General features: G+C 59.2%; 23 protein-coding genes. 13 read left to right on the forward strand and 10 right to left on the reverse strand.

What is annotated here, in order from left to right; all coding sequences use genetic code 11:
* Positions 1 to 18 precede the first annotated feature (18 nt).
* From DBY20_09065 to DBY20_09075, 3 genes are read left to right on the forward strand one after another with little or no spacing between them, the layout of a single operon-like run.
* Positions 19 to 873, forward strand: a complete 855-nt coding sequence (locus tag DBY20_09065; protein PWL77504.1) for a hypothetical protein — start codon at positions 19 to 21, stop codon at positions 871 to 873.
* Positions 874 to 915: 42 nt separating this feature from the next.
* Positions 916 to 2,217 (forward strand): hypothetical protein, encoded by a 1,302-nt coding sequence (locus tag DBY20_09070; protein ID PWL77505.1) that lies wholly within the window; start codon positions 916 to 918, stop codon positions 2,215 to 2,217.
* A 2-nt stretch (positions 2,218 to 2,219) separates the two neighbouring features.
* The gene (locus DBY20_09075) at positions 2,220 to 2,762 is read left to right on the forward strand and encodes a hypothetical protein (protein ID PWL77506.1); all 543 of its coding nucleotides are present in this window, start codon (positions 2,220 to 2,222) and stop codon (positions 2,760 to 2,762) included.
* Here DBY20_09075 and DBY20_09080 read toward each other — a convergent pair.
* On the reverse strand, positions 2,759 to 3,880 hold the full coding sequence (locus DBY20_09080) for a hypothetical protein (protein PWL77507.1): 1,122 nt from the start codon (positions 3,878 to 3,880) through the stop codon (positions 2,759 to 2,761). The two genes, DBY20_09075 and DBY20_09080, sit on opposite strands and share 4 nt — an antisense overlap.
* Before the next feature lie 411 nt (positions 3,881 to 4,291).
* Positions 4,292 to 7,756: a transcription-repair coupling factor gene (gene mfd, locus DBY20_09085; protein ID PWL77508.1), complete on the reverse strand. Its 3,465-nt coding sequence runs from the start codon at positions 7,754 to 7,756 to the stop codon at positions 4,292 to 4,294.
* 104 nt (positions 7,757 to 7,860) lie between these two features.
* Here mfd and DBY20_09090 point away from each other — a divergent pair, with 104 nt between their 5' ends.
* Both DBY20_09090 and DBY20_09095 read left to right on the forward strand, forming a co-directional pair.
* Positions 7,861 to 8,397 carry a hypothetical protein gene (locus DBY20_09090; protein ID PWL77509.1) on the forward strand — a complete coding sequence of 179 codons (537 nt, stop codon included), beginning with the start codon at positions 7,861 to 7,863 and terminating at the stop codon, positions 8,395 to 8,397.
* A 6-nt stretch (positions 8,398 to 8,403) separates the two neighbouring features.
* Positions 8,404 to 10,077, forward strand: a complete 1,674-nt coding sequence (locus DBY20_09095; GenBank protein ID PWL77510.1) for an ABC transporter — start codon at positions 8,404 to 8,406, stop codon at positions 10,075 to 10,077.
* Positions 10,078 to 10,164: 87 nt separating this feature from the next.
* Here DBY20_09095 and DBY20_09100 read toward each other — a convergent pair whose 3' ends face one another.
* Positions 10,165 to 11,556 carry a sodium-dependent transporter gene (locus tag DBY20_09100; GenBank protein ID PWL77511.1) on the reverse strand — a complete coding sequence of 464 codons (1,392 nt, stop codon included), beginning with the start codon at positions 11,554 to 11,556 and terminating at the stop codon, positions 10,165 to 10,167.
* A 193-nt stretch (positions 11,557 to 11,749) separates the two neighbouring features.
* On the opposite strand from DBY20_09100, the gene DBY20_09105 reads away from it, so the two are divergent.
* The 3 genes from DBY20_09105 to DBY20_09115 all read left to right on the forward strand — a co-directional run bounded on the left by DBY20_09105 (position 11,750) and on the right by DBY20_09115 (position 14,600).
* Entirely contained in the window at positions 11,750 to 12,691 is a 942-nt protein-coding gene (locus DBY20_09105; protein PWL77512.1) for a cysteine synthase A, read from the forward strand.
* A gap of 152 nt (positions 12,692 to 12,843) precedes the next feature.
* Positions 12,844 to 13,833: a hypothetical protein gene (locus tag DBY20_09110; GenBank protein PWL77513.1), complete on the forward strand. Its 990-nt coding sequence runs from the start codon at positions 12,844 to 12,846 to the stop codon at positions 13,831 to 13,833.
* Between the two features lie 20 nt (positions 13,834 to 13,853).
* Positions 13,854 to 14,600 (forward strand): hypothetical protein, encoded by a 747-nt coding sequence (locus tag DBY20_09115; GenBank protein PWL77514.1) that lies wholly within the window; start codon positions 13,854 to 13,856, stop codon positions 14,598 to 14,600.
* 19 nt (positions 14,601 to 14,619) lie between these two features.
* Here the strand turns inward: DBY20_09115 and DBY20_09120 are convergent, their stop codons facing one another.
* The 5 genes from DBY20_09120 to DBY20_09140 all read right to left on the reverse strand — a co-directional run bounded on the left by DBY20_09120 (position 14,620) and on the right by DBY20_09140 (position 17,147).
* Positions 14,620 to 14,943 carry a plasmid stabilization protein gene (locus tag DBY20_09120; GenBank protein PWL77515.1) on the reverse strand — a complete coding sequence of 108 codons (324 nt, stop codon included), beginning with the start codon at positions 14,941 to 14,943 and terminating at the stop codon, positions 14,620 to 14,622.
* A complete protein-coding gene (locus DBY20_09125; GenBank protein ID PWL77516.1) occupies positions 14,927 to 15,193 on the reverse strand; it encodes a prevent-host-death protein in 267 nt (88 codons plus the stop codon). The genes DBY20_09120 and DBY20_09125 overlap by 17 nt, the downstream gene beginning before the upstream one ends.
* A gap of 69 nt (positions 15,194 to 15,262) precedes the next feature.
* Positions 15,263 to 15,766 (reverse strand): hypothetical protein, encoded by a 504-nt coding sequence (locus tag DBY20_09130; protein ID PWL77517.1) that lies wholly within the window; start codon positions 15,764 to 15,766, stop codon positions 15,263 to 15,265.
* A complete protein-coding gene (locus DBY20_09135; protein ID PWL77617.1) occupies positions 15,763 to 16,638 on the reverse strand; it encodes an Hsp33 family molecular chaperone HslO in 876 nt (291 codons plus the stop codon). The genes DBY20_09130 and DBY20_09135 overlap by 4 nt, the downstream gene beginning before the upstream one ends.
* Positions 16,639 to 16,649: 11 nt before the next feature.
* Positions 16,650 to 17,147, reverse strand: coding sequence for a DNA mismatch repair protein MutT (locus DBY20_09140; protein ID PWL77518.1), 498 nt, complete (start codon positions 17,145 to 17,147; stop codon positions 16,650 to 16,652).
* Between the two features lie 339 nt (positions 17,148 to 17,486).
* Between DBY20_09140 and DBY20_09145 the strand changes: the two genes are divergently transcribed.
* Positions 17,487 to 18,551 carry an endonuclease gene (locus DBY20_09145; GenBank protein ID PWL77618.1) on the forward strand — a complete coding sequence of 355 codons (1,065 nt, stop codon included), beginning with the start codon at positions 17,487 to 17,489 and terminating at the stop codon, positions 18,549 to 18,551.
* Between the two features lie 490 nt (positions 18,552 to 19,041).
* Here DBY20_09145 and DBY20_09150 read toward each other — a convergent pair whose 3' ends face one another.
* Positions 19,042 to 19,977, reverse strand: coding sequence for a diacylglycerol kinase (locus DBY20_09150; protein PWL77519.1), 936 nt, complete (start codon positions 19,975 to 19,977; stop codon positions 19,042 to 19,044).
* Between the two features lie 13 nt (positions 19,978 to 19,990).
* Entirely contained in the window at positions 19,991 to 20,533 is a 543-nt protein-coding gene (locus tag DBY20_09155; protein PWL77520.1) for a flavodoxin family protein, read from the reverse strand.
* A gap of 243 nt (positions 20,534 to 20,776) precedes the next feature.
* Here DBY20_09155 and DBY20_09160 point away from each other — a divergent pair, with 243 nt between their 5' ends.
* The 4 genes from DBY20_09160 to DBY20_09175 all read left to right on the forward strand — a co-directional run bounded on the left by DBY20_09160 (position 20,777) and on the right by DBY20_09175 (position 26,314).
* Positions 20,777 to 21,781: a C4-dicarboxylate ABC transporter substrate-binding protein gene (locus DBY20_09160; protein PWL77521.1), complete on the forward strand. Its 1,005-nt coding sequence runs from the start codon at positions 20,777 to 20,779 to the stop codon at positions 21,779 to 21,781.
* A gap of 334 nt (positions 21,782 to 22,115) precedes the next feature.
* Positions 22,116 to 24,137 carry a C4-dicarboxylate ABC transporter gene (locus DBY20_09165; protein ID PWL77619.1) on the forward strand — a complete coding sequence of 674 codons (2,022 nt, stop codon included), beginning with the start codon at positions 22,116 to 22,118 and terminating at the stop codon, positions 24,135 to 24,137.
* Positions 24,138 to 24,208: 71 nt separating this feature from the next.
* Complete coding sequence (locus DBY20_09170) at positions 24,209 to 25,105, forward strand: cation transporter (protein ID PWL77522.1); 897 nt, start codon at positions 24,209 to 24,211, stop codon at positions 25,103 to 25,105.
* Positions 25,106 to 25,120: 15 nt separating this feature from the next.
* A complete protein-coding gene (locus DBY20_09175) occupies positions 25,121 to 26,314 on the forward strand; it encodes a hypothetical protein (protein ID PWL77523.1) in 1,194 nt (397 codons plus the stop codon).
* Positions 26,315 to 26,316 lie beyond the last annotated feature (2 nt).

Genomic DNA, 26,316 nt, shown 5'->3' on the forward strand with positions numbered 1-26,316 from the left:
GCCTATCAAGGAGTGTCAATGGAAAACGTAAATCCCTATATTCCGGCAACCAAAAAGGATGCCGAGCACCTCAAACGCATGCGGGCACGTGTCTGGCCGCAGTTCTGGCTCTGCGTGGTCATCCTCGTTGCGATAATCACCACTTGCTGGATTCACTTCGGGTGGATTCAGACGCTTGTCGGCTGCATCGTGGTATTCGTGATTGGCTTCGGCGTGCTCGCAGGCTACGGCATGAAGCACGCCTGCTCGGAGGAAGAAGTGAGGCTATGCGAGGAGGCGCTGCCGGGCCATGACATCCTCTCGCCTGAAGATATCCGACTCACGGGTGGTCAGTCGTTCGATTTCGATTGCGCGCCGCAAGACCTTTATCCGTACCTTGCCCAAATGAACCTCACCAAGGCCGGCTTCTATAGCTTCCAGGTGCTCGAGCGTCTTTTCGGGTTTCACATTCGCAACGATTACTTCGTGCGCCCCGAATGGCAGCCCGTGCAACCCGGCGATTGGATGTATTACCACCAAAACGGCATGGGTACGGGAGTCGTAGACGTCAAGCCCAACGAATACATCCTCACCTACTCGGACACGCGCTTCAAGCCAACGCAGGAACTCGCCGTTGCCTGGAGGCCTAAATGGATGAAGGGCTTTGCCTGGACGTGGAACTTCATCTTGCAGCCGACGAACGGTGGAGAGGGCACGCATTTCATCAGCTACCTGCAGGCGTGGTGGCCCGAGGAAACCTCGAAGCTCACCATAGCTCGGCTGACACTGCAATGGGGGCTTCCCTCTAACTTCATGATGCACAAGATGGCATCGAAGATGGGCAAACTCGCTTGCAAGCGGGCGCAGGAAAGGCGAGCAGGAGCCTTGCGCTAACTCTGCAAATCAAAGAAAAGACCCAACAGAAACGAGGCTGACATGGAAAATGCAAATGGCGTCACGCTCGACATTGACGAGCAAATAAGAACAACGCCCAACTCTGCTGCATCCACCACCGACCGCGTACGCAACTTCGATGGAACAGTTCCCGCAGACGGGGAGCTCCCCTCCTTCTATGCAAACATCGACGAGCAGGGAAACGTGCTATTCCTCGATGCGGAGAGGCTCGGGCGCAAGACGGCAGGACCGGGACCCAGGCCAATCTACAAGAACAAGCCCAACGGCCTCGGCATCAAGAACTTCATCGTCACGCACACCTCGGCGCGGCAATGGAACTGGAAGGTCGTCCTCAAGGTATTCGCTTGGATACTCAACATGTCCAAGGTGCTAAAGAAGCCCGGCTCCCTCGGCGACAGAATCTATCGCAAAGCCATGATGTTCGATCCGCCTGAGCAGTCCTATTCGGCGGGCTTCGCTTTTAACCTTAACGTTGACGTTCCCGAGGATAGACCCGGCACCGCACACCACAACGACTATATCGTGCACAAAAACACGGATCCGGCAAAGCAAGCCTTCGCATGCAAGCATGACGAACCCGATGGCAAATCGGCAAAGGCCAAGACAATCGAGATCAACAAGCGCATAAGCGATGATGTCGACCGTGATACGGCGACAGTGACGCTGCCCATCGACCTCGTAAAGAAGGCAATTGACGAGGCCGAGTACATCGGCGGCATGAAGGAGTGCCTATGTCGCGCGGGGCGCGATTGCCAGGATTACCCGCATGATCTGGCGTGCCTGTTCCTCAACCTTGGCGGCCGCGTCGTCGTCGACCATGGCATGGCGGTGGAGCTCACAAAGGAGGAGGCATATGAGCGCGTGGAGAAAGCCGCTGCCCTCGGTCTCACCTGCCAGTCGCTCTGGGTTCAAGTCGAGCAACTCATCTGGGGCTTCAAGAACGACCAGATGGACGCTTTCCTTGAAATTTGCTTCTGCTGCCCGTGCTGCTGCGTGGGCATGAACCTCTCCAAGAATGGTCCGCGCAACATAAAGCGCGGCTTCATTCCCAGTGGCTGGACGGCCGTGGTCGACCATGACCGTTGCACAGGATGCGGACATTGCCTGGATAGCTATTGCCCGCAAGATGCCATTCACTTCCGTGAGAGCGACGGCAAGATGGTGGTCAATCAAGAAGTCTGCCTTGGATGCGGGTATTGCCGTTCGCGCTGCCCCGAAGGCTCGATATCCATCAAGCAGACGATGCCCATGCTCGACAGTGTGCAGGATTACTTTCTCGAGCAAGCCCAGCTCAAGATTGTTCCGGGCGTATACCGCAAATAGCCATGGCCAACTCGAAAGAGCTGTATTGCGAGGCGCTGCTTCGGATGTGCGAGACGCAGCGCCTCGGCAAGATTACGGTAACCTCGCTCATAAAGGAGACGGGCACCGCTCGTCAGACCTTCTATAACAACTTCCGCGACATTAACGACCTCGTGAGCTTCATTCCCATCCATTATCTGACCACAGGCGGAGTGCCTATCAACGCAATCGAGAACATACGCCATGCCTTCGTCTACGCCCAGCACCACAAGGGCTTCTTCAGCCAACTGCCAGACCATGCAGGGCAAAACAACTTCCGGGACACCATCGTAAGCTGGCTGCAAGAGGCGAGCTATGAGGAGCACATCGATCCGTCTTTGCCGCCAGACGAGCAGCTTCTGCTCAAACTCAAGATCGATGTGTACCTCTATGGCATAGTCGACGTCTTCTTGCAGTGGTGCAAAACAGGCCTGGAATGGTCGTTCGAGGTCGTGCTCGACGCCATCTGGGAATGCTCCCCCGCATTCTTGCGTAAGCGGCCATTGCAGCCAGCAATACCCAGCTAGGCCTCGACGGGATAACGCACCCCTTCGATGGTCGCCTCCTTGTTGTTGCCCAGGAAGTACTGCTCCCACAAACCCGTCTCTGTTATCTTCTCCTGCTCGCCATTGCGTCTCACGTCTACGGTGACGTCGCCCATAACACGCATGTACGTTGGATTCATGCCGACGAGCTTGCCTAAGAAGCGCTTGATGGGTGTAACGACCTCGAGAAGGCTCCGCGGCATGATGTCACGTTTGCGCTCGAACGTGATGATGTATTCCTCGTCAGGGCTCACCGTTTGCGTATAGACGAGCGTGTCATCCATGAACTTCTTAGTGAAGTCGTTGATGTGGGTGTTCGCCCTCTCGATTTTGGTTATGGACGCGTCGTCATTCAGAATCTTGCCGTCTTTGGCGATGAAGAAGACAGGGAGACGCTTGTTGCCGTACTTCTCTTCGGCGATGATGTCACACGCGATGACCGTGTAATCGCCGACCTTGGCTCTTCCCCAATACCAGTGGTTCATCATGTTCTCGAGACCGGTATAGCCCCAGTTGTGGTCATGATACCCTTTGCCCTTGAGCTTGCGCTCCTTGCCATCGATGACGAGTCTGCCCTCGACGTCGGCTGTGGGAGCGGCGACGAACCAGCCGTACTCTAGCGCTTCTGCGCCTTCGCCGAAATTCCATATACCAGTATCCGGGCGCCACATGGGCGTCGTGGGCGTCATGGTCGCCTCGTAGATAATCTTGCCATCATTAAAGTACAGCTGGTACTTGCCATCGACGTACTTGATATGGCAATTCTCAATCTGGACATCGCAAGGCCCCCCAGCTTTCTTCACGGGCGTGCCCTTCGGACCGCGCACAACATGGTTAATGCGCGTACCGTCCTTTTCTGTTATTTCGAGATCGACCGTTGGCCATGCGGGACCTGGGACATCGAAGTAGTTTTTGGTGAACCAAATTGCGACGACCGTGGTTCCATCATCGAAATTAGCATCCGTGTACCACCACTCGAAGGTTCCCTTTCCTCCCGGCGTGTGCATGTCGTCTTCGAATGGCTGCGGGTTCCCTTTTTCAATTCCGTATTTGCGGTAGTCCTCGTCTCTTGTACATAATCGTGCGGCCTGCGTTGCCATTGGCTCCTCCTTAAGATCTGGGCGTCAATTAGCTGACATTGCCATCTTATGAAGGGGGCATGCGGCAAACCAACAGACGATGAGCAGCGATGTTCTAATCGGGTGGACAATCAGGCTGGTGTGTCCAGATTACGGATAGATACAGAATACGAAGCTCTCCGCTTTGCCACACCGCGCGCTTCCTGCGTGGCCTGCTGCCCACAGACTAGAGGCGATAAAACCAAACATAGGGCATAGCCTCTCGTTGCTCCGAGCATGGCGAGCCAGAGTCACCGTCGTTCTGAGCGAAGCGAGCGCACGCGAGCGGAGTCGAAGAACCTCGCGGTGAGTGGTGATTCAAAGTGAGATTCTTCGGCTCCGGGCACATCCGCCCCTTCCGCTCAGGATGACAGACATAGACGCGTGTTCGCGCTACCTGTTGTCCTCCGCCACTTCGTAGAGCGCCTCGAGAAGCTCCATGGCGGGCGCAAGCGGCGACTCGCCCTTGGCGCAGGGCACCGTGTACTTATCGGACTTCGCGAAGTACAGCGCCCGCAGTCGCTCGAGCGTCGCGCGTGCGTCATCGTTCTTCATCGCCGCGCTCTTGAGTGACGCCGACACCGGCGCGATCACGACCTTGCCACCCGATTGCGTGACCGACGTGACCCCGCATTCGGCAGCCAGCGCCTTGAGCTTGGCGCGATCGAGCATGTTGCGTGCGGGTTCGGACAGCGCGCCGTATTTCGACTGCATGCTCTCGGCGATCCTATCCACGTCCTCCACGCTCTGCGCGGCGGCGATCTTGCGATAGAACAGCACGCGCTCGTCGGTTTCGGGCATGTATTCCTCGGGAATGAAGAAGTCCGCAGCCAGGTCGATTTGCACGTCCTCGTGCGCAATCCCCTGCTCGCCACGGGCGTCGGCCACCGCTTGCGCCAGCATCGATGCGAACAAATCGAAGCCGACGGCGCTCATGTTGCCGCTCTGCTCGGCGCCCAGAATGCTTCCCGCACCACGGATCTCGAGGTCCTTCATCGCGATCTTCATGCCACTGCCCAGGTCCGTGAACTCGCCGATCGCCTGCAAGCGCTCGGTCGCCTCTTCGGTCAGGGGCTTCTCGGGCGGGAAGAGGAAGTATGCGTAGGCCTGCTGGTTCGAGCGACCGACGCGGCCTTTGAGCTGATAGAGCTGCGCCAGGCCCAGGCGCTGCGAATCTTCGATGATGAGCGTGTTGGTGTGCGGGTTATCGATGCCGTTTTCGATGATGGTGGTGGCGACGAGCACGTCGATCTCGCCCGCCGCGAACTGCTCCATCACGGTCTCGATCTGCTTGGCGCTCATCTTGCCGTGCGCGATGCCAATGCGCGCTTCCGGTGCTGCCGACTCGACACGCTCGAGCGCGTCCTCGATGGTGCGCACGCGATTGCTCACGTAATACACCTGCCCCCCGCGCTCCATCTCGCGCCTGATGGCGCCGCTTACGATGTCCTCATCCCACTCGCCCACATGCACGGCGACGGGACGCCTGTTGGGCGGCGGCGTATGGATAAGCGACATGTCGCGCACGCCGGACAGCGACATCTGCAGAGTGCGCGGGATGGGCGTGGCCGAAAGCGTAAGGACGTCGACGGATTCGCGCAGGTTCTTGAGCTGCTCCTTATGGCCCACGCCAAAGCGCTGTTCCTCGTCAATGATGACAAGCCCGAGATTCTTCGGGTTCACATCGCGACTCAGCAGACGGTGCGTGCCCACGAGCACATCGACGCTGCCATCGGCAAAGCCCTCGAGGGCGGCCTTCTGCTGGGCACTCGACCTGAAGCGGCTCATGACTTCGACGCGGATGCCGAAGGGCTCGAAGCGGTCGTGAAAGGTCGTATAGTGCTGCTGCGCGAGAATCGTCGTCGGACACAGAATCATGACCTGCTTCTTGTCACTCACGGCCTTGAACGCCGCACGCAGCGCGACTTCGGTCTTGCCAAAGCCCACGTCACCGCAAATGAGGCGATCCATGGGCTTCTCGGATTCCATGTCGGCCTTCACATCGGCGATGGCCTTGAGCTGGTCAGGCGTCTCCTCATAGGGAAAGACCTGTTCCATCTCCTCCTGCCAGACGGTGTCCGACGAATATGAGAAGCCCTTGACGGAAGAGCGCCGCGCATACAGATCGATCAGGTCGAATGCGAGCTTCTTGGCCGATTTGCGAGCGCGGCCCATGGTACGGCTCCAGTCGGCCGTATGCAGGCGCGTCAAGCGCGGAGCCGAGCCATCGGGCCCCACGTAGCGCGTCACGCGGTCAATCTGCTCGACGGGAACATAGAGCTTGTCGCCTTCGGCATACGAAAGCAACAGGTAGTCGCGCTCCTGCCCGGCCGCTTCCTGACGCACCATGCCCGAGAAGAGGGCGATGCCATGCGATGCGTGCACTACGTAATCGCCCGGCTTGTACGGGAAGGTGATGTCGGTGATATCGATGTTCTTGGCCTGACGGGCACTGCCCCCACGCCGCGACAAGTCCGCGATGGAAATCATCGCGAGGCGCGCATCGGGGATGATGAAACCATTGGGCACGTCGATGTCAATGATGTTGAGATAGCGCCGGTCAAGCGATTTCTCGCCCTCATCGGGCACCTCGACGAAGGGTATGGAGCAGTCGCCGAACACGAGCTCAAAATCCTCGCGTGCCCTGCGATCGGGAACCGCGAACATCGTCGTCATGCCGGCTTTGATCTGCGCCCTGATAGCGGTGTACAGCTTCTCCTCGCGCCCGGCGACATTTGGGCGTTGCACCGCTACGTCAGCATCGACATCACCGCCAATGCGCATGATGGATTGCAAGGTCAGGCGCTGACGCGTCCCGAAGTCCATCTTTGCGGGCGCCGCAAACAGTCCCTCGAGCTCGTCATCGGAGACACCGGCCTCATGTGCCATGACCTGTATCTCATCGAAACGATGCGCCGCATCGTCGAAGAGCGACCGTGGCTCTGCGATGACGATGAGCGAGCCCTTCGCCGCGTGGGAGATGGGCTGCCCCAGTTCCTTGTAGAGATACGGCGCAAAGCGATCCATGTCGCCAAAGACGACGCCCTCCTCGAGCATCGCAACCTTGTCGATCGTCTCGCGGTTGCTCGCAAGCTCGGCACGCAGGGCTTCCTTGAGACGCTTGAGGCCGCCAGCGCTCACGGCGAACTCGCGCGCCGGCCAGATCTCGGCTTGCTCGATTTCGCCAATCGTCTGGCCCGTGCTGGCCACCACGCGACGTAACCCGTCCACGTCATCGCCGAAGAACTCGATGCGTACCGGCGCGGTCATGCCCGAACCAAACACGTCGACCGTATCGCCTTGTTGCGTGAAGGTGCCAGGGCCATCGAGCTCGCCGAGTCGTTCGTATCCGCGGCTCACGAGCATGTCGGCGAAGTCCTCGTAGGCGACGAGCTCGCCCGTTGCCGCGTCCACGACGCCATCGGCACACGAGACGACAAGCGGCGAGAAAACGCTGCCCGAGGCAGGCGCGACCTTGCGCAGCAACGCACGCGCGGAGGCGACGACCACCACGGAACGCCCGAGCGTGAGAAGTCCGAGCGCCCGCGCACGTGCACCGATGATCTTGTGGTCGGGACGCACGTCCTGCCAGGGCATGTCCGTGCGCTCGGGATACACGCAGGTGTGCGCACGCCCGATATAGGCCGCGACGTCATTGGCGAAGCGCTCGGCCGCATCGTTGCCGCTCACGACGACGAAGATCGTGCGCGGCTCACGCGCGAACAGGGATGCCACGACGAAGGGCCGCACGGACGCGACAATGCCCAACGAGGTATCGTCGCCTGCCTCGAGCTTGGCGAGCACCGGCTTCAGCTTCTCCGCAGAGAAGAATTGACGTTGTAGTTGATCTATCAGCATGCTCGCTAGAATAGCCCAAACAAGTGGAAAGGTCATGCGGTACGCAACATCATCCTGCGCTAAAATGAATATGTTCGATATTCACCTTTGCAAAGGAGAGCATCATGACGAACAACGTTGCGAACAATCTCACTGAGACCTTTCAAAACATCTTCCTCGCCGGCGTCGGGGCTTTGTCTATCGGTGGCGAGAAGGCCAAGGCCGTCATCGACGATCTCGTGGAACGAGGACAGGTCACCGTCGACCAGGGCCGCAAGATGAACGAGGAACTCAAGCACAAGGCCGAGGAGAGCGTCAGCAAGGTGCGCGAGGAATCCATTCGCGCCTACGTGCGCTCGCTTACGCCGGAGGAGCGAGTCGCCTTCGCCGAGCAGATGGCCCAAATCGCCCGCGAGATGGAAGATGACGGCAAAGATGACGTCGTCGTCGAGGCAGAGGAGGTCGCAGACGATGACGATGTCGTCATCAGTGCCGATGGCGTCTACGTTGGCGATGATCTCGACCCCGTCGATCACCTCGACGCCAAGATCCCCACAGAGCCCTCAGCCGGCACAGCCGACCCCGGCGATGTCGTCATCAATCCCGACGGCACCTACGGAGGCAACGACGTCGATCCCGTCGAGCACCTCAAGAGCGAATAACGGGTCATGCCAACGAGCGGCAACAATCTATTCAGGCGCGTCTTCGGCACGCCATCGGGTGTCAGCCCGCAAAAGCAGTTCGGGCTGACACGCCGCTCTCGCTTCGCGCGCCTACGCGAGCTACTGAGCATCGTACGCCGCTACCATGCCTTCCAAGGCATCACCCCCATCGAAATGCGCTCCATGCTCGAGGAGCTCGGCCCGAGCTTCATCAAGATCGGGCAGACGCTCTCGACACGCTCAGAAATACTGCCGCCCGCATACTGCGAGGAACTCTCGCGCCTTCAGACGGACGTCGATCCGCTTCCCTTCGACGAGGTGCTCGCCACGCTCGACACCATCTATGGCAAGGAGCGTCGCGAGCAGATCTTCTCGGAAATCGACCCCACACCCCTTGGCAGCGCTTCGCTTGCGCAAGTGCACCGAGCGGTCTTGCGCGAGAGTGGCGAGCTTGTCGCCATCAAGGTGCAGCGCCCCGGCGTCCGTGTCACCATGGCGCAAGATATCGACATGATGCGCTCGCTCGCCAAACACGCACAGCGCTTCATGAAGGGCAACCAGATCGTCGACTTGCGCGACGTGGTCGAGGAGCTCTGGCAAACCTTCCTCGAGGAAACGGACTTCGATAAGGAAGCCCAGAACCTTGCCGAATTCGCCGAGCTCAACAAGGACGTCGCCTTCCTCCACTGTCTCAAGCCGTATCCGCAATATTGCACCGAGGAAGTACTCGTCATGGAGTACGTTGACGGTATCTCGATTCGCGATACGCAGAAGCTTGTCAAGAACGGATATGACCTCGCCGAAATCGGCGAGAAGCTACTCGACAACTACGCCACGCAGATTCTCGACGACGGCTTCTTCCACGCCGATCCGCATCCCGGCAACATCGAGATCAAGGATGGCTGCATCGTCTATCTCGATCTTGGCAACATGGGCCGCCTCACGCCTGACGAGCGCGCAAGTTTCATGCGCATTATCGTCGCCGTCGGCCATGAGAGCTCGACCATGCTCGAAGACGCGCTCATCGGCTTCTCGGTCGGCGGAGACGTCAACGCCATCGACCACCCCCGCCTGCTCAGCACACTCGACCGCATCATCGACCGGTACGCATCGGCGGAGATGGACGAAATAGACATCGGCGCATTCCTCACCGACATCACCAACGCCATGCGCGAGTGCAAGCTCGAGCTGCCGAGCTGTCTCACCGCCGTTGCCCGCGGCCTGGTTACGCTCGAGGGCACGCTCATCAACTTCGTGGGCAGCTTCAACATGGTCGATGTCATCAACGGACACCTCAGCCGCGAGAAAACCCCGATGGACGAGTTCAAGCAGATGACGCACGACCTCATCATCAGCCTCGATCGCTCCGCCCGCGGTCTCGCACGCGCCACCGAATACATCGGCGATGTCACCCACATGCTGAGCCGCGGCCAGCTCAAGGTCAATATGGAGATGCTGAGCAGCCAGGAGCCTCTCGGCAAGCTCTCGCGCATCATCAACCGTCTCACGCTCGGCATGATCACGGCCGGTACGCTCGTGAGCGCCGCGCTCGTGAGCACGATCTCGGAGCCGACCGTCGCGGGGTTACCCGTGCTCTCGTTTACGGGCTACTGCGTCGGCATTGGCCTCACGCTCTGGATCATCATCGACATCATTCGCCACGGCGGTAATAACGCCTAGACGGGGACACCTCACATAGCGCCGGGAATCCTTGGCAACATCTTCGCCGAGGCAGACACGCACCCGCCTCGGAAGATACCGCGCGTGCTAGATGCCCAGCCAGCCTCCGATAATCGGCATCCAACCCATGATAAAAATGATAACGAGGAGCACCGGAATGCAATAGCTGACCCAGCCATGCATCCATTGCGGAAACTTCATGCCCTCGCCGGTATCGACTTCCTTGATGAAGTTCTTCCAGCCCCAGCCAAACTTGCGCGTGCAAAAGAGCAGGAACACGAGCGAGCCAAGGGGTAGCAGGTTGTTCGAGACGATGAAGTCCTCGATGCCCTGGATATCGCCGATGCCCGGAACCTGCACGCCAGAGAGAACGTTGAAGCCCAGAGCACACGGCAGCGACAGTATGGTGATAAGCACAAGTGCAATGCGAACGGTCTTGAGGCGGTCCCAACCCTTGTAATCCATGAACATCGCGATGATGTTCTCGAACACAGCGACAACCGTGGAAAGCGCCGCAAACGACATGAACAGGAAGAAGAGCGCGCCCCAGAGCTGCCCAAGCCACATCTGCGCAAACACGTTGGGCAAGGTCACGAACACGAGGCCCGGGCCGCTCCCCGGGTCGACGCCAAAAGCGAAGCAAGCAGGAAAGATGATGAGGCCGGCCATGAGCGCGATGACGGTATCGAGCACGCCGACGGAGAGCGCCTGCCCGAAGATACGGCGCTCCTTGCCCAGATAGCTGCCGAAGATCTCCATGGAGCCAATGCCGATGGAGAGCGTGAAGAAGCTCTGCCCCATCGCGGCGTAGACGACCTCCGCGAAACCCGCGGGACCATTGGCGAACATCTTGGAGAAATCCGGCATGAGGTAAAACGCCAGACCGCCCTCGGCACCCGGCAATGTAACAGCGCGAACAACGAGAACGAGAAGGATCACGAACAACGCGCACATCATGAACTTGGTGACACGCTCGACACCCTTGTTCACGCCAAATCCGCAGATGAGCATGCCTATTACGCACACGATGATCGTCCAAACCACGACCTCGCCGGGATTTGCGAGCATCGTCTCGAAGACGCCGCCTACCTGGGCAGTGTCCAAGCCATTGAACTCGCCGGACGCCATCTTGATGAAGTAGTCGAGCATCCAGCCCGCCACGCAGGTATAGAACATCATGAGCATGAAGTTGCCGATGAAACCCACCCAGCGCATGAAGTGCCACTTGGTACCCGCAGGCTCAAGCACGTCGAAAGCGCGCGAAATGGACTTCTGGCTTGCGCGACCCACCGTGTACTCGAAGCAGAGCATGGGCAGGCCGAAGAGCATGAGAAAAAGAATGTAGAGGATGATGAAGGCAGCGCCACCGTACTCACCCGTGATGTAGGGGAAGCGCCAGACGTTTCCCAGGCCGATTGCGCAACCTGCACTTACCAGCAGAAAGCCGATGTTGCTCGAAAACCTATCGCGTTGAGCCATCTCATCCCTCACTTGTTCGGCGCACCCTCCCCTGGCGCGATAACTTGACATGGTATCACGGCAGGCCCTCCGCGACTCTCACCGTAACGCTTCGGTGGCATCATTGGAGGCAGGTACACCACCTTCGCGTATAATCTCCGGAGATATTCGCACGGCAAGCCGTCTGCGCGGCATCATGATGTAAGAGGAGCTCATGGTTTACGACAACGTGCTCGAGGCGATGGGACACACGCCTCTCATCCGTCTGCGGCATATTCCCGACGAGAACTGCGCGCAGATTCTCGTGAAGTTCGAAGCACTCAACGTCGGCGGCTCAATCAAGACGCGTACGGCGTACAACATGATTCTCCAGGCCGAGCGGCGCGGCGAAATCGCGCCCGGCAAGACCACCATCATCGAGCCGACGAGCGGCAACCAGGGCATCGGCTTGGCTCTCGTGGGCGCGGTGCGCGGCTACGACGTGCGCATCATCATGCCCGATTCGGTCTCGGTCGAGCGTCGCAAGATCTGTGAGGCCTACGGCGCGCAGATCGAGCTCGTGCACGATGACGGCGACATCGGCAAAGCCATCGAAACCTGCGCAGAGCTCGCCCGCGAGCAGGCGGCGGCAGATCCCAACGCCTTCATGCCCGACCAGTTCTCGAACGTCGACAACGTCGCCATCCAACGCACGCAGACGGCCGTGGAGATTCTCGAGGATGTCAACGAGTCCGGCATCGTCATCGACGGCTTCGCCTGCGGCTTTGGCACCGGCGGCTCCATCTCGGGCATTGGTAGCGCGCTCAAGCAGGCGAATCCCGATACCATCGTCTGGGCAGCCGAGCCTGAAAACGCCGCGATGCTGGCCGGCGGCAACATCGGCACGCATCTGCAAATGGGCATCGGCGACGGCGTCATCCCCGCCATCCTCGACCGCAGCGTCATCGATGCGACCTGCGTAGTGAGCGATGACGAGGCAATCATGATGGCCCAGCGTCTCGCACGCGAGGAGGGGCTGCTCTGCGGCATCTCGAGTGGGACGAATGTCGTCGCGGCGATGTTGCTCGGCTACGAACTCGGCCCGGATGCGACTGTCCTGACCGTACTTACCGACACCGGCGAGCGCTACTTCTCGACCCCGCTGTTTGGGGAGTAGAGAGGCGGCGGGGATTTACCTAGTTCTTGTAGGATATTTCCGCCGAGGCAAGCACCGCGCTGGCCCCTACCAGCGACAACACAGCATACGCATGTAGACCGGCCTGCTATAGTCATTTCGCACTCCCGATACCGACTTGATGGGGCACGTCTATGCGCGTTAATCCACGAAGAGATCTCCTAACACTCCTTGGCACCCTTGCCCTCGCTGCGGCACTACTGGCGATGCCGGGTTGCGCAACGCCAGAGGACACTTCGCACAACGCTGACATCCCCATCGCCAGTGACGGCGTCCCGGCCGTCAAGCTCGACGGCATCCCCGCCGAAAAGTACGTCGATGCAACTGGCTCCGATGACGCGAGCTCATCCACGACAGCCATCACCGACAAGCTTGTGGTGCGCTTCATCGACGTCGGCCAGGGAGATTGCGCTCTCATATCCTGCGGTGGAAAGACCCTGTTGATTGACGGCGGATCCTCGAATGCCTCCTCGAAGCTGTACGCGATCCTCAAGCGGCTTGGCATCACGCATCTCGACTATGTCATCGTGACTCATCCCGATGCAGACCACTGCGGTGGTATCGCCGGTGCGCTTAATTACGCACGCTGCGGAACCTTCTATTGTTCCGTCTCCGAACACGACACGAAAACCTTCAACAGCATCCTCAAGTACCTGGGTGATACACCCATCACGATTCCAAATCTCGGCGATACTTTCGACCTTGGACAAGCTCGCGTGGAATTCGTCGGGCCTGTCAAAAGGACGCTCGACACGAATGACGATTCGCTCGTGTGCAAGATCGTCCTCGGGAACAAGAGCTTCCTATTCACCGGTGACGCAGGCGAGACGAGCGAGTTCTTCATGACGAATGGACCAGCAGATATAGATGTCGATGTGCTGAAGGTCGGGCATCATGGGTCGAATACCTCGTCGAGCAGCTTGTTTCTGAACAAGGTAACTCCCGAATATGCAGTTATCTCCGTGGGTAGTAACAGTTACGGACATCCGGACAACGAGACGCTACGGAGGCTCGGGGGCACGGGTGCCGAGGTGCTGCGCACCGACAAGCTGGGCACAATCACCATGACGACTGACGGCGATAGCATCAGCCTGGAAACGACAAAGGGTATCATCGAGAAATAGGGCGCGAGCGGAGGCATATCATGGGCAAAAGCGGGAAATCCTTTTTCAAGATGCATAAAAAGGCGGGCATTGCGTTAGTTGTCATTCTTCTGCTCATATGCTGCGGGGCATGCTCTACTCCGAATACGCAATCGAATGCTCCTTCCGCCAGCACGAGCAGCATCTCGAAGCAAACCGTCACCTCAAAGCTTTCCTTCACCGTTAATGCCGGCACTTGGGACACCGCAGCGGACGGCAACCTCGTCGTCAAGATTGAGGGTACCGACAGTACAGGCAAGAGCGTAAGCGAGCAGTACAAGGCCGTACCGGGCACGAAGTACGATACCGACCTCAAACCGGGCACGTACGTGATTGCCCTTGCCTCGGCAAATCCCGCAAAGGGCAATCGTCTTTTCACGGCCAGTCCAGTCGATGCGAACTTCAGTGGCGAATCCGATGTCAACGCCGTGCTCAACGTCCAGCTTGACCAGGCAGCCATGGACGCCGCCGAAGCTCAAAGAAAGGCGGCCGAGAAAGCCGCCAAGCAAGAGGCCGAGGAAAAAGCCGCTGCAGAAGCGGCGGCAAAGGCAGCCTCGCAGCCCAACGCAAACTCCGGCGTGACGGCGCAGGGAGGCACTGAACGTGGTCAGAGCGTATACATCGCATCAAGTGGCAAAGGAAAGAAGTACCACTCTAATCCCAACTGCAGCAACATGAAGGGGACGACCGCACTCTCCGTGAGCGAGGCGCAGAGCCGAGGATACTCGCCCTGCAAGAAGTGCTATTAGAGAGATGCCCGGTCGTGCCTTAGGGAATCATTCTCGTAAGGTCGCGGGCGCCATACAAAAAGCGACGGACCTCCATGACGTTGCCGTCAACCACATAAAACACCATGTAATTGCCAACACCAAACCAATAGTACGGTAACGGCCTGTTGCGTGTTGTCTTGTAAACTGGAGCGGACATCGGATTTCCCAAATGCTGCAGAATGGCTTGCTCCGTTTCATCGATAAGACGCCGTGCGGCTTCGGGTGCATGCAGCACATCCTTGATATACGTCACGGCACCATTTAAATCGTCCCAGAAGATCGGAAGATATCGAAGCTCGTAGCCCTCATGCCGTTCTGACATCTTCGAGTCCCCTTCTGATGGAGCCGAACACCTCGTCGTGCGTATAGCGTTGATGAGTGGACGCAGCCTGAAGGTCGGCCGCATCAAGGGCAGTCTCGATTCCACCATTGAGATACTCGAACTGCTCGATGCTCATGACGACCATGGAGCCATAGCCATTCTTGGTCAAGAAGACAGGGCCGTTCTTGGTAACGTCATTTTCAACATCGGAATAGCGATTGCGCAAATCAGAAACAGGGCGAATATTCATGACGCACCTCCATAGTCAAATATTATCATTATTTTATCATGTCATGGGAAGATGCATTATGGAGATGGACTATCCTCTCATCGCCACATACTCCGCCGGAGTGATGGCCGACACCACGTCGTTTGCAAGCAAGCCTTTACCTTTCGTGATGATGTAATCCACCTTGGCGTTTTGAGCCGTAGCCAAAAGCAGGTTGTCTTCGTAATCCGGATTCTTCGAACGCAGCGCACTCGCCTCCAGGTGCTCGGCAAAGCCAAGGTTCAGCACGATGCTCATTCCCTGAATTTGCGAGAGGCATGCCCACGATATCTCGTTCACGGCAAGCGCCGACTCTTCGGTGACCTTCTCCCCCGCCGCCCGCGTCCACCCCTTTAGAGAAACGCCGATAAGGAAAAACACGTCTTTGAGTATGCCTGGAGTGGTGAATGCCAGAAGAATAAGGTGGTGAGATTTCTCGACTCCGCTCACTGCGTTCGCTTCGCTCGAAACGACAGGGGAAGCCGTACGCCTGCGCTCGAAATGACAGAAGAGCACCACACGTCTCCGGTCGGAATGACGGAGCTGCCCGCTCACTCCTCCATCAGCCCTGCAATCTCCTCGGGGCTGTACTGGTACTTGCTGTTGCAGAACGCGCAGACCATCTCCACGTCCTCGCCCTCGTCGACCATGTCCTGCAGCTCGTCGGCACTCACGAGCGAAAGTAGCTTGAGCGTGCGCTCGCGCGTACAATCGCAGCGAAACTCCACCGGGCCGTCCTCGAGAATCTGCAAGTCCATGTCACCGAGCAAGCGCTCGAGTATGCTCTCGGGCGTCTCGCCCTCCGTGAGCATCGTCGTCATCGAGGGCAGAGCCGCGACGCGCTCCTCGAGCAGCGCAGCCGTCTCGTCGGTCGCTCCGTCCATAAGCTGAACGATGAAGCCGCCCGCCTCGCGCACGGAGCTGTCCTCGTTGAGCAGCACGCCCAGCGAAACCGCCGAGGGAATCTGGTCGCTTGACGTGAGGTAATACGCGATGTCATCGGCAATCTCGCCGGATTGGATTTCGACGACACCGCTGTAAGGCTCGCGCATCGCCAGGTCATAAATGATCCGCAGCGTGCCCTTGCCCACGACCTCGCCCACGCGGAGCTTCTCGCCCACCTTGGAGGGAAGCGAGGCCTGTGGATTGCCCACATACCCCTTGACGCTTCCGTCCGATTTGGCCGTCACGGTGATATTGCCCAGCGATCCATCGCCATTGAAGACGATGGAGAGCGCATCCTTGTCGCCCTTCATCATCGTGCCCATCATGACGGCGGCTGTGAGCGTGCGGCCCAAGGCGGCCGTGGCCGTGCGCGACAGCTCGTGCATGCGTCGCGCGTCCTCCACGAGCCCACGCGAGTACACGGCAAAGGCGCGGATGGTCCCGTCGGCGGCGGTGGCACGCACCACGTGGTCGCGCTTCATGTTGATAACGTTCATGTCCAGTTCCAATCTATGAGGTCGAGAGGCTCGCCATCCAGGCGTGCTTCGACGAGTTCGTCATTTGCGTCGTAAACGAGCTTGAGCGAGAAGAAGGGCTGCTCGGGGTCGGCGATGAGCTTGAGGAAGACCTCGTCGCCCTTCCAATGCGGTAGGTCCAGGAGCTCGTCTTTGGGCACCCATTCTAATATGCCCTCGTTACAGCTCCGTACCGTGCCCGTCCAGCCCGTGATTGTGAAAAGATGCATGTATTCCGTCACCCAGCGACCGGACACGAAGGTGACGATGCCGCGGTAGCGCCACGCATGCGGCGTCAGACCGGTCTCTTCGCGCACCTCGCGCATCATGCATTCCTCGGGGCTTTCGTCGGCCTCGAACTTGCCACCGATGCCGATCCACTTGCCCTTGTTTACGTCATGCTCCTTCTTCACGCGATGCAGCATGAGGTAGGCGTTTCCGTCGTCTATGTAACACAGCGTGGTCTGAACGCTCATAACTACTCTCTCCTACTCTGGCCCTGGGAATGAGACAGATGTACCTGTCCCGTTTGTCTCATTTTCCTGCCAGGTCTGGCATTCCTCCTGTCATATCGAGCGAAGCGGAACGAAGTGAGCGAAGTCGAGAGATCTCGGCATGGATTTCTCCACTCCGGCGCTACGCGCCTCCGGTCGAAATGACAAAAGGGGCGTCATCGCGCCTCCGGTCGATATGACAGGTGGGCAGCCGTCAGGCACCTCCGGTCGAAATGACAGGATAATGCAACCCCATCTCGCACAGTATAGAATGAGCAGGTGCACACGACACACGAAAGGCGGACCATCATGGCAGCATCCATCGCCCGCAAGACGGGGAAGGTCATCGGCATCATCGTCGCGATACTCGTCGTCTTCATCCTCGCATTGGTCGCCTTCCTCACCGTCACGGAATACAATCCGCCCGTCATGCAGGAGGTCGAGATTCACGGCACGGCCCGAGAAACGCTCGAGTCCGGACAAAGCGTCAGCGTCGTCACCTGGAATGCGGGCTATGGTGGTCTCTCCGAGCAGGCCGATTTCTTCATGGACGGCGGCAATGGCGTGCGCACCATCTCGCATGATGGCGTCCTGGCAAACCTCGCCGGCATCGAAGACGAACTCGCCGCCCTCGATCCCGACGTCATCTTCCTCCAGGAAGTTGATCAGGACTCCGAGCGCACCTACGGCATCAACGAGCGTGCCCGGCTTGCCACGGCGTTTGCCCCCGAATACGCATCAGCCTATGCCCTCAACTTCGACGTGGCCTACGTTCCCTATCCCCTGCCGCCCATCGGCGCCGTCGAAAGCGGCATCATGACGCTCTCGCGCATGCAGCCGACCAGCGCCGAGCGCGTGCAGCTCCCCTGTCCGTTCTCCTGGCCCGTGCGCCTCGGCAACCTCAAGCGCTGCCTGCTCGTCGAGCGCATCCCCATCACAGACAGTGACGCCGAGCTCGTACTCGTAAACCTGCATCTCGAGGCCTACGACGATGGCGAGGGCAAGGCGGCGCAGACGGCGCAGCTCGCCCAGCTGTTGCAGGAGGAGCGCGCGAAGGGCAACTACGTCATCGCCGGCGGCGACTTCAACCAGAGCTTCTCGAACGTGGACACGAGTATGTACCCGTTGCAAGGCGATGATCTGTGGCAATGCGGCTACATCGACGTGAGTTCGCTGGGTGACGGCTTCACCGCGGCCATGGACAACACGACACCCACCTGCCGCTCGCTCGACCGGCCCTACGACGGGTCAGCCAACTTCCAGTTCTACATGATCGATGGGTTCATCGTCTCGGATAACGTCCGCATCGACGCGCTCACGACCATCGATGCCGGCTTCGAGTTCACCGACCACAATCCCGTGCTGTTGAATGCGACGCTGCTGTAAGGGCGAGATTTCTCCACTACGGCGCTACGCGCCTCCGCTCGAAATGACAGGGGCCCCTATTCCGCTCGAAATGACAGGGGGCGCCTTCACTCGCAAAAAGCAGGACGAATGGCCTGTTCATTTATCCCCGCCTGGCACATCAGCATATCCGCAATCGACAATAAGGACTCGCTGCGCCGAAAACATACGTTTGGGGCACGTTTCGAGGTGACGGCTGGCGAAGAAACGCGTTTGGGGAGCGCGGAATGCCCCAAGTCGAACAAAATCAGCCCGATATTGTCGAAAACATACGTTTGTGGCCGGTGCGAGGTGCCCCAAACGAAAAACATCGCCACTCACGCTTGCAGAATGTGCCCCAGACGCAAAACATCGCCACTCACGCCTGCAGAATGTGCCCCAAACGCAAAACGCTGCCAGGGCCTCTCAGGCACGGGGCCTTGTACCTGGCCTTCTCGCGCACGACCCGGCCTTTCCGCGCGCGACCTGCCCTTTACGCGAGCACGCGAAGGGCCTGGTGCTCGCAGCTGATGTCGAAATGCGTCGCGTGCAAGGGCTCGCCGTCAATCTGGCAAGGCGGCTCCTCGTCAAAGTCGATGATCGCATGATGAGCGCGCAAAAACTCCATGGGCTTCATACCCACGTGCTTGCCGTTTTTGGCTCGCATGAAAATGTATATCGCACGAGCGACGCCTGCAGGCGGATGCGATATGCAGATGTCGAGCGTGCCGTCGTCGAGCGTCGCCTCGGGGCAAATCTTGAAGCCACCGCCGTAATATGGGCCGATCTGCACGGCAAAGGTGATGCTTTGCCCCTCGACCTGCTTGCCATCGAAGTCGGCGCGATAGTGACGGTCGACAAGATTGTGGCGCAGCTGGTCGATACCGCTCGAAACATACACGCCCGCATCCGACCTGCCGGTCTCGGCGCGCCGCTTGACCGTATCGAGCGCGATGGCTGCATCCAACCCAAAGGAAAGCGTCTCGGCGAAATAGATATCGTTGCAGAGTCCCACATCCACGAGCCGTGGGCTGGCATGCAACACCGCCTGCGTGCACTTCCGCACGTCGAGGGGCAGCCCGAGCGCGCGTGCATAATCGTTGCCTGTGCCGGCGGCGATGATGCCAAATGCGGGGCGTTCCTCGGCAGGGATGCTCATGAGCGCGTTCACGACGAGGTGCGCAAGGCCATCACCGCCAATCGCGATGACCGCACGGATGCCGCCCGATTTCTCGACAACGTCGCGCGTTTGCTCGGGCGAGCTGAGAAAGGCCGCATCGACCTCGGCATCCGCAAAGGTCGCGCTTGTCTTCCCGCGGGCAATGGCCGCTTCCATCTCGCCCATGGCACGACGTGCAGCCTGCGTTCCCGTGCCATTGCCGGCAGCCGGGTTTGCGACAACCAATATGGACGCAGACCTCTCGCTCATCGTCGCTCCTCGTCTACTTGATGCTCAAGCCGAGCTCATAGGCCTTCTGCAGGCCGGGGTTTCCCTCGATGGCACCCTTTTCGTACACGTTATTGATGATGACTTCGCCAAGGTTTTCCTGCTTGCAGTAGTTAGCCGCCACACGATAGCTGTTGACCGCAGGTTCGCAGGTAGTCTCGTCCTTGTCCTCGAAGCACAGCAGCAACGCGGTCTGCGTAATGCCAAAGGGCTTGCCAATTCCGCAGAACATGCGGTCCTGGAAGGCACGCAGCTGCGCAGGGAAGTTGTAGAAATACATGGGTGTCGCGTACACGATCACATCCGCCTCGTGCAGCAGCGGGTAGAACTTCTGCATGTCGTCTTTCTGCACGCACTCCCCGTCGTGCGAAAAACAGTACTCGCAGGCCATGCAACCCGAGATCTTCGCATGCCCAACGCTAATGCGCGTGACCTCATTGCCCGCCTCGAGCGCACCGCGTTCGAACCAATCGGCAAGTATGCTCGAGTTCCCGCCTTCGCGCGGGCTCGCATGAACAAGCAGGATATTCTTCGACATGATGGCTCCCCGTCCTTATCATCGCCTCGACAACATACGCTGGCGTAATTATACGTCTAAAACGATAAAGCGAGACAGGAAGCGCGGGGGCTAATCGCCCTTTTCCCGCCACCAAACTGTAATCTGTTTCTTTAATGAAACATTTCATCCACAAGATTGCAGATATAATGCATAGAGTTTCTCATGTATGCCCGAATCATGCATGATTTGTCCCCGGAGGGAAGAGGAGAGTTTAACGTGAAAATGAAGAAGAAGGGGCTTGTCTCCATCGTAGGCGTTCTCGCCTTGGCCATGGCACTTTCGTTTGCCCTGGTTGGATGCGGCGGCTCCGGCAACTCGAGCGCTAGCTCCAGCGCAGACAACGGCGGCAGCCTGCGTTTCGTGACCGGCGGCGAGTCGGGCACCTACTACGCCTTCGGCTCCGTCATCGCCCAGCATGCGACCAACAACACCGATGTTAGCGTCACGGCTGCCTCGAGCGGCGGCTCGCAGGCTAACATCCAGGAGCTCGAGGACGGCACTGCCGAGCTCGGCTTCGCCCAGTCCGACGTCATGGCATACGCCTATGACGGCACCAACCTGTTCGAGGGCAAGCCCGTCACCACCTTCTCCACGCTCGGCGCCCTGTATCAGGAGCAGGTCCAGATCGTGACTTGCGATCCCAGCATCACCTCTGTTGCAGACCTCGCAGGCAAGAACGTCTCCATCGGTGCTGCAGGCTCGGGTGTGTACTTCAATGCCATCGACATCCTGGGCGCCTACGGCCTCAGCGAGAGTGACATCAACCCGACCTATCAGAGCTTCGGCGATTCTGCTGACGCCCTCAAGGACGGCAAGATTGATGCTGCCTTCATCGTCGCCGGCGCTCCCACCACCGCCATCACCGACCTGTCCACCACCAAGACCGCGTACCTGATCTCCCTTGACCAGGCACACATTCAGCAGCTGATCGCCGAGAACAACTTCTACTCCGAGGCCGTCATTCCTGCTGGCACCTACGCTGGTCAGACCAATGATGTCGTCACCGTCGGTGTTGACGCCGTCATCATCGTCGACAACGCTGTCTCCGAGGAGGATGTCTACGCCCTCACGGCTGACATCTTCGACAACGCTCCCGACCTCATCGAGAATCACGCCAAGTATGCCGAGATTAGCCTCGAGAAGGGCGCGTCCGTTGCCAGCGTTCCGTATCATCCCGGTGCCGCGAAGTACTTTGCAGAGAAGAACATCACTGTTCCCACGAAGTAGTTTTGAGGTGATGATCTTCTAGATCATCAAGCGTTTTGAGTTAGGTCGAAGCCATGACGCGAGGGGTGCACCTGCCTTCCATCATGGCTTCGGCGCGTTTTGAGGGGAAACTATGGTCGATAGGGTCAAGAGAAGGATACAGAGGAAGAAAACCGGCGTGCCGCCCACTGCGCAGCAAGACGTCGATGTTCGCGAGACCGTCGTAGATCTCGAACCCCATCCCGACGCCCCAGACCAGACCAAAACCGGCAGTTTCAAGGCCATTGAGGACTCCGACCTCATCGGCGAGGAAATCGAGACCGGCATCGCGACCGAAGAGGGCGCGGACATCATCATGGACAAGGACACGGCCCCCGTCGAGAGCGACGAGGCCGAGCAGATTCTGCGCAAGTTCGACCGCGAGTCAAACACGCGCATCTGGGAAGGTGTCCCCAAGATTATCGTCAGGGCCATCATGGCCATCTTCTCGGTCTATTGCATCGGCATGACCTTGTTCAGCACGGCGCTTCCCGAGGTTAGGCTTACGCTCTTCCTCGGCTGCATCGTCGTCATCGGCTTTCTCGTATACCCCGCCAACAAGAAGAAGGTTCGCACCAACTACATCCCCTGGTATGACATCTTGCTCATGATCATCGGAGCGGCCTGCTTCTTTTACTTCGCGTTCAACGCGTTGCCCATCATCAAACTCGGCACGCGCATCGACGAAGTCATGGTCATCATCGGCATCGTGGGCGTTCTCATCGTCGCCGAGCTTTGCCGCCGCAGTGTCGGCCTTCCCATCATCTTCGTGGTAGGCGCGTTGCTCATCTACGCGTTCTACTTCTTTGTCGTTGATCGCGGCATGGACCTCATGCTCGCCTTGCGCACCGTCGTCTATCGCATGTTCTACACGACAAACGGCATCATCGGCACGCCCATCAACGTTTGCTACACCTACATCGTGCTCTTCATCATCTTCGGTGCCTTCCTCGAGCGCACGGGCATCGCGGGCTTCTTCATCTCGTTCGCCAATCGTCTCGCTGGCTGGTCGAGCGGTGGCGCCGCCAAGGTCGCCGTCATCTCGAGTGCCCTGTGCGGCATGGTGAGCGGCTCGTCCGTCGGCAATACCGTCACGACGGGTTCCGTCACCATCCCCATGATGAAGAAGACCGGCTATCGGCCCGAGTTTGCCGGTGCCGTCGAGGCGGCATCGTCGACAGGCGGTCAGATCATGCCCCCCATCATGGGCGCTGCCGCATTCCTCATGGCCGAGTACATGGGCATTCCCTACATCGAGGTTGCCGCCAAGGCCATCATCCCCGCCCTGCTCTACTTCACGGGCATCTTCCTTGCCGTGCATCTCGAGGCCAAGAAGCTCCAGCTCAAGGGCATTCCGCGCAAGGAGCTTCCCAAGTGGAGCTACCTCGCCAAGAACTGCTACCTCGTCATCCCGCTCGTGCTGCTCGTCTGGCTCGTCGCCTCGGGCGCACGCACCATGGCCGTCTCGGCCGCCATCTCGATTGTCGGCGCCTTCGTCATCGGCTTCATCAACTTCTTCGTGACCGGCGTCAAGGAGCGTTCCGAGGACCAGACCGTTGGCAGCGTCTTCGTCGACTCGCTCAAGGTGGCACTGGCCACAGGCTACGACGCGCTCATCGCCGGCGCTCGCAGCTGCGTCTCCGTGGCCGTCGCCTGCGCAATGGCCGGTCTCATCGCTGGCTGCATCACCGTCACGGGCCTCGCAGGCACGCTCATCAACGCCATCGTCAATTTCGCCGGTGACGCGACCATGGTTGGCCTCGTGCTCACCATGCTGTGCTGCATCATCCTCGGCATGGGCGTCCCCACCACGGCAAACTACTGCATCATGGCCTCCACCTGCGCCCCGATTCTCATCCAACTCGGAATCCCGGCCGTGGCTGCGCACTTCTTCGTCTTCTACTTCGGCATCGTGGCCGACATCACGCCGCCTGTCGCGCTGGCGGCATATGCGGGCAGCGCCATCGCCAAGTCAAATCCGATGAAGACGGCTTTCACGGCAAGCAAGATCGCCATCGCAGCCTTCATCGTTCCCTACATCTTCGCGTTCAATCCCATCATGTTGCTTGATGGGATGAGCAATTGGTGGGAGATCATCATCCCCATCATCACGTCGCTTGTGGGCCTCTTCGGCATTGCCGCCGGCCTCAATGGCAACCTGTTCGAGCGAATACCCATGCTCCTGCGCATCGTCCTTATCGCCGGCGGCCTCGCGCTCATGATTCCCGAGTCGATCACGGATATCATCGGCATCGCGATCATCGTCGTCGTCTTCGTCATCCAATACGGAGTGGCCCGAAAAAATCGGGTTGATAAGCCCAAGGAAACTGATGCATAGGAACGGTATCATTACAGCCCCCGGAAAAACCGGGGGCTTGTTGTAAACGCGCACAAAGACGACGAGGATACATGACAGCAGACGCAAACAACCCGAAACTCGACGAGGACAAGGTCATCCGCAAGCTCTCGCTTGTGGGTATCGTCGGCAACGTCTTTCTATCGGCGTTCAAGTTCTTCGCGGGCATCATTGGCAATTCGAGCGCCATGGTTTCCGACGCCGTCCACTCGCTCTCTGACGTCTTCGCGACCTTCATCGCCTTCCTCGGCGTCAAGTTCGGGCGACGCGCCGCAGACGCATCGCACCCCTACGGGCACGAGCGCATCGAGAGCCTTGCCGCCATTGCGCTCGGCCTCATTCTGCTGGTGACGGGTATTGGCATCGGCTGGGTCGGCCTCGAGAAGATCATCGCGGGCAACTACGAAAGCCTGCCCATCCCCGGCATGATTGCCCTCATCGCCGCCATCGTCTCCATCGCCGTCAAGGAAGGCATGTTCTGGTACACGCGTCACTGGGCGCGCGCCATTCGCTCATCGGCCTTCGAGGCAGACGCCTGGCATCATCGCTCCGATGCGATGAGCTCGGTCGGTGCGCTCATTGGCGTCGGCGGGTCAATGCTCGGCTACCCCGTACTCGATCCCATCGCCAGCGTCGTCATCTGCCTGTTCATCCTCAAGCAGGGCATCTCGATCATCTACGACGCCCTGAAGAAGATGATCGACACCTCATGCGGTCCGCAATTCGAGAAAGAGATCCGCGGGCTCGTCGATAGTGAAGACCAGGTAGAGCGCATCGACGTGCTGCGCACGCGCATGTTCGGTGACAAGGTATACGTCGACATGGAGATTGCAATAGACGGATCGATGCAGCTAACGGATGCCCATGCCATCGCCGAGCGCGTCCACGACGATATCGAGCATGCCTTCCCCGAGGTCAAGCACGTCATGATTCACGTCAATCCCGCGTAGGAAAAGGTTACGACCATGCCGTACATGACAGATTACCTCGCAGAGCAGTTCGCCCCGTTCGAGAGAATGCCCTTCTGCACGCTCGACGCTACCGTGCTCTCGCAAATCGCCATGATCCACGCCAAGGACGTCATGCCACTGCTTCCCGATGACGTGAACCAGAGGGGACTGCACGCATTGCTCAAACCTCGTACGCGCGGTGTCATCTTCTCGCAGATGCTCCAGGCCGAACACTATCCGGTCATGTTCTCCAACCTGCTCGATCCGGCGAAGGCTGCGGGCGCGTTGCTCGGCATAGCGGCCAGTCCGCGCTTTCGCGACATGACGGCACTCAACTACCACGCCGTCTTCGACACGATGCGGCAAACCCAGTTTGGCGCCATGACCTTCGTCTACAAGGACATGTTCACCTGCGTGTCTTTCCGTGGAACCGACACCTCGACCATCGGATGGCGCGAGGACTTCAACATGGCCTTCACGATGCCCGTCCCCGCGCAGGATCTCGCGGTGGAGTACCTCGAGACCGTCGCCAACCAGACGCACCTGCCCGAAAAACTCTATGTCATCGGCCATTCCAAGGGCGGCAATCTTGCCGAATACGCGGCACTTCGCTGCTCGACCGACGTACAGGAGCGCATCGAATGCGTCTACAACCTCGATGGTCCCGGATTCAAGGCGGGCACCTTCACGCAAGCGGATTACGCCCCACTAGCAGGCAAACTCACGAAGGTCGTCCCCGAGGAATCGCTCGTCGGCATCATGCTCGAATCCGAAGCGCCCGTCCACGTGGCGAAAAGCAATGCCAGCGGGCTCGACCAGCACAGCGCGTTTACCTGGCAGGTCAACGACGAGCTGACCGACTTCGTCTACCTGCCCTCCCTGCCCAAGGCAACGCAGGTCACGGCCAAGACGTTGCATGCGTGGCTATCTGACTATGACGACGAACAGCGCGAGCAGATCGTGGACGCGTTCTTCAAGGCCGTCCAGGCCTCGGGTGCGGAAAACCCCGTCGAGATACTCAACGGGGGATCGAAGGGACTTTCGCTTCTGCTCGAGGCATCGCGCAAGGTCGACCGCGCCGACCGCACGGTCCTGCTCACGGCCGTGCGCTCCTTCGTCAAGGCGCTCTCGCAATACGCGGATGGTACGCTCGGCTTTGCCGCGAGCGCGATGAGCAATATCGCCGATAAGCTCGCGCCAGAGAAGTAGCG

This window comes from Coriobacteriia bacterium (assembly GCA_003149935.1).
Lineage (GTDB): Bacteria > Actinomycetota > Coriobacteriia > Coriobacteriales > QAMH01 > QAMH01.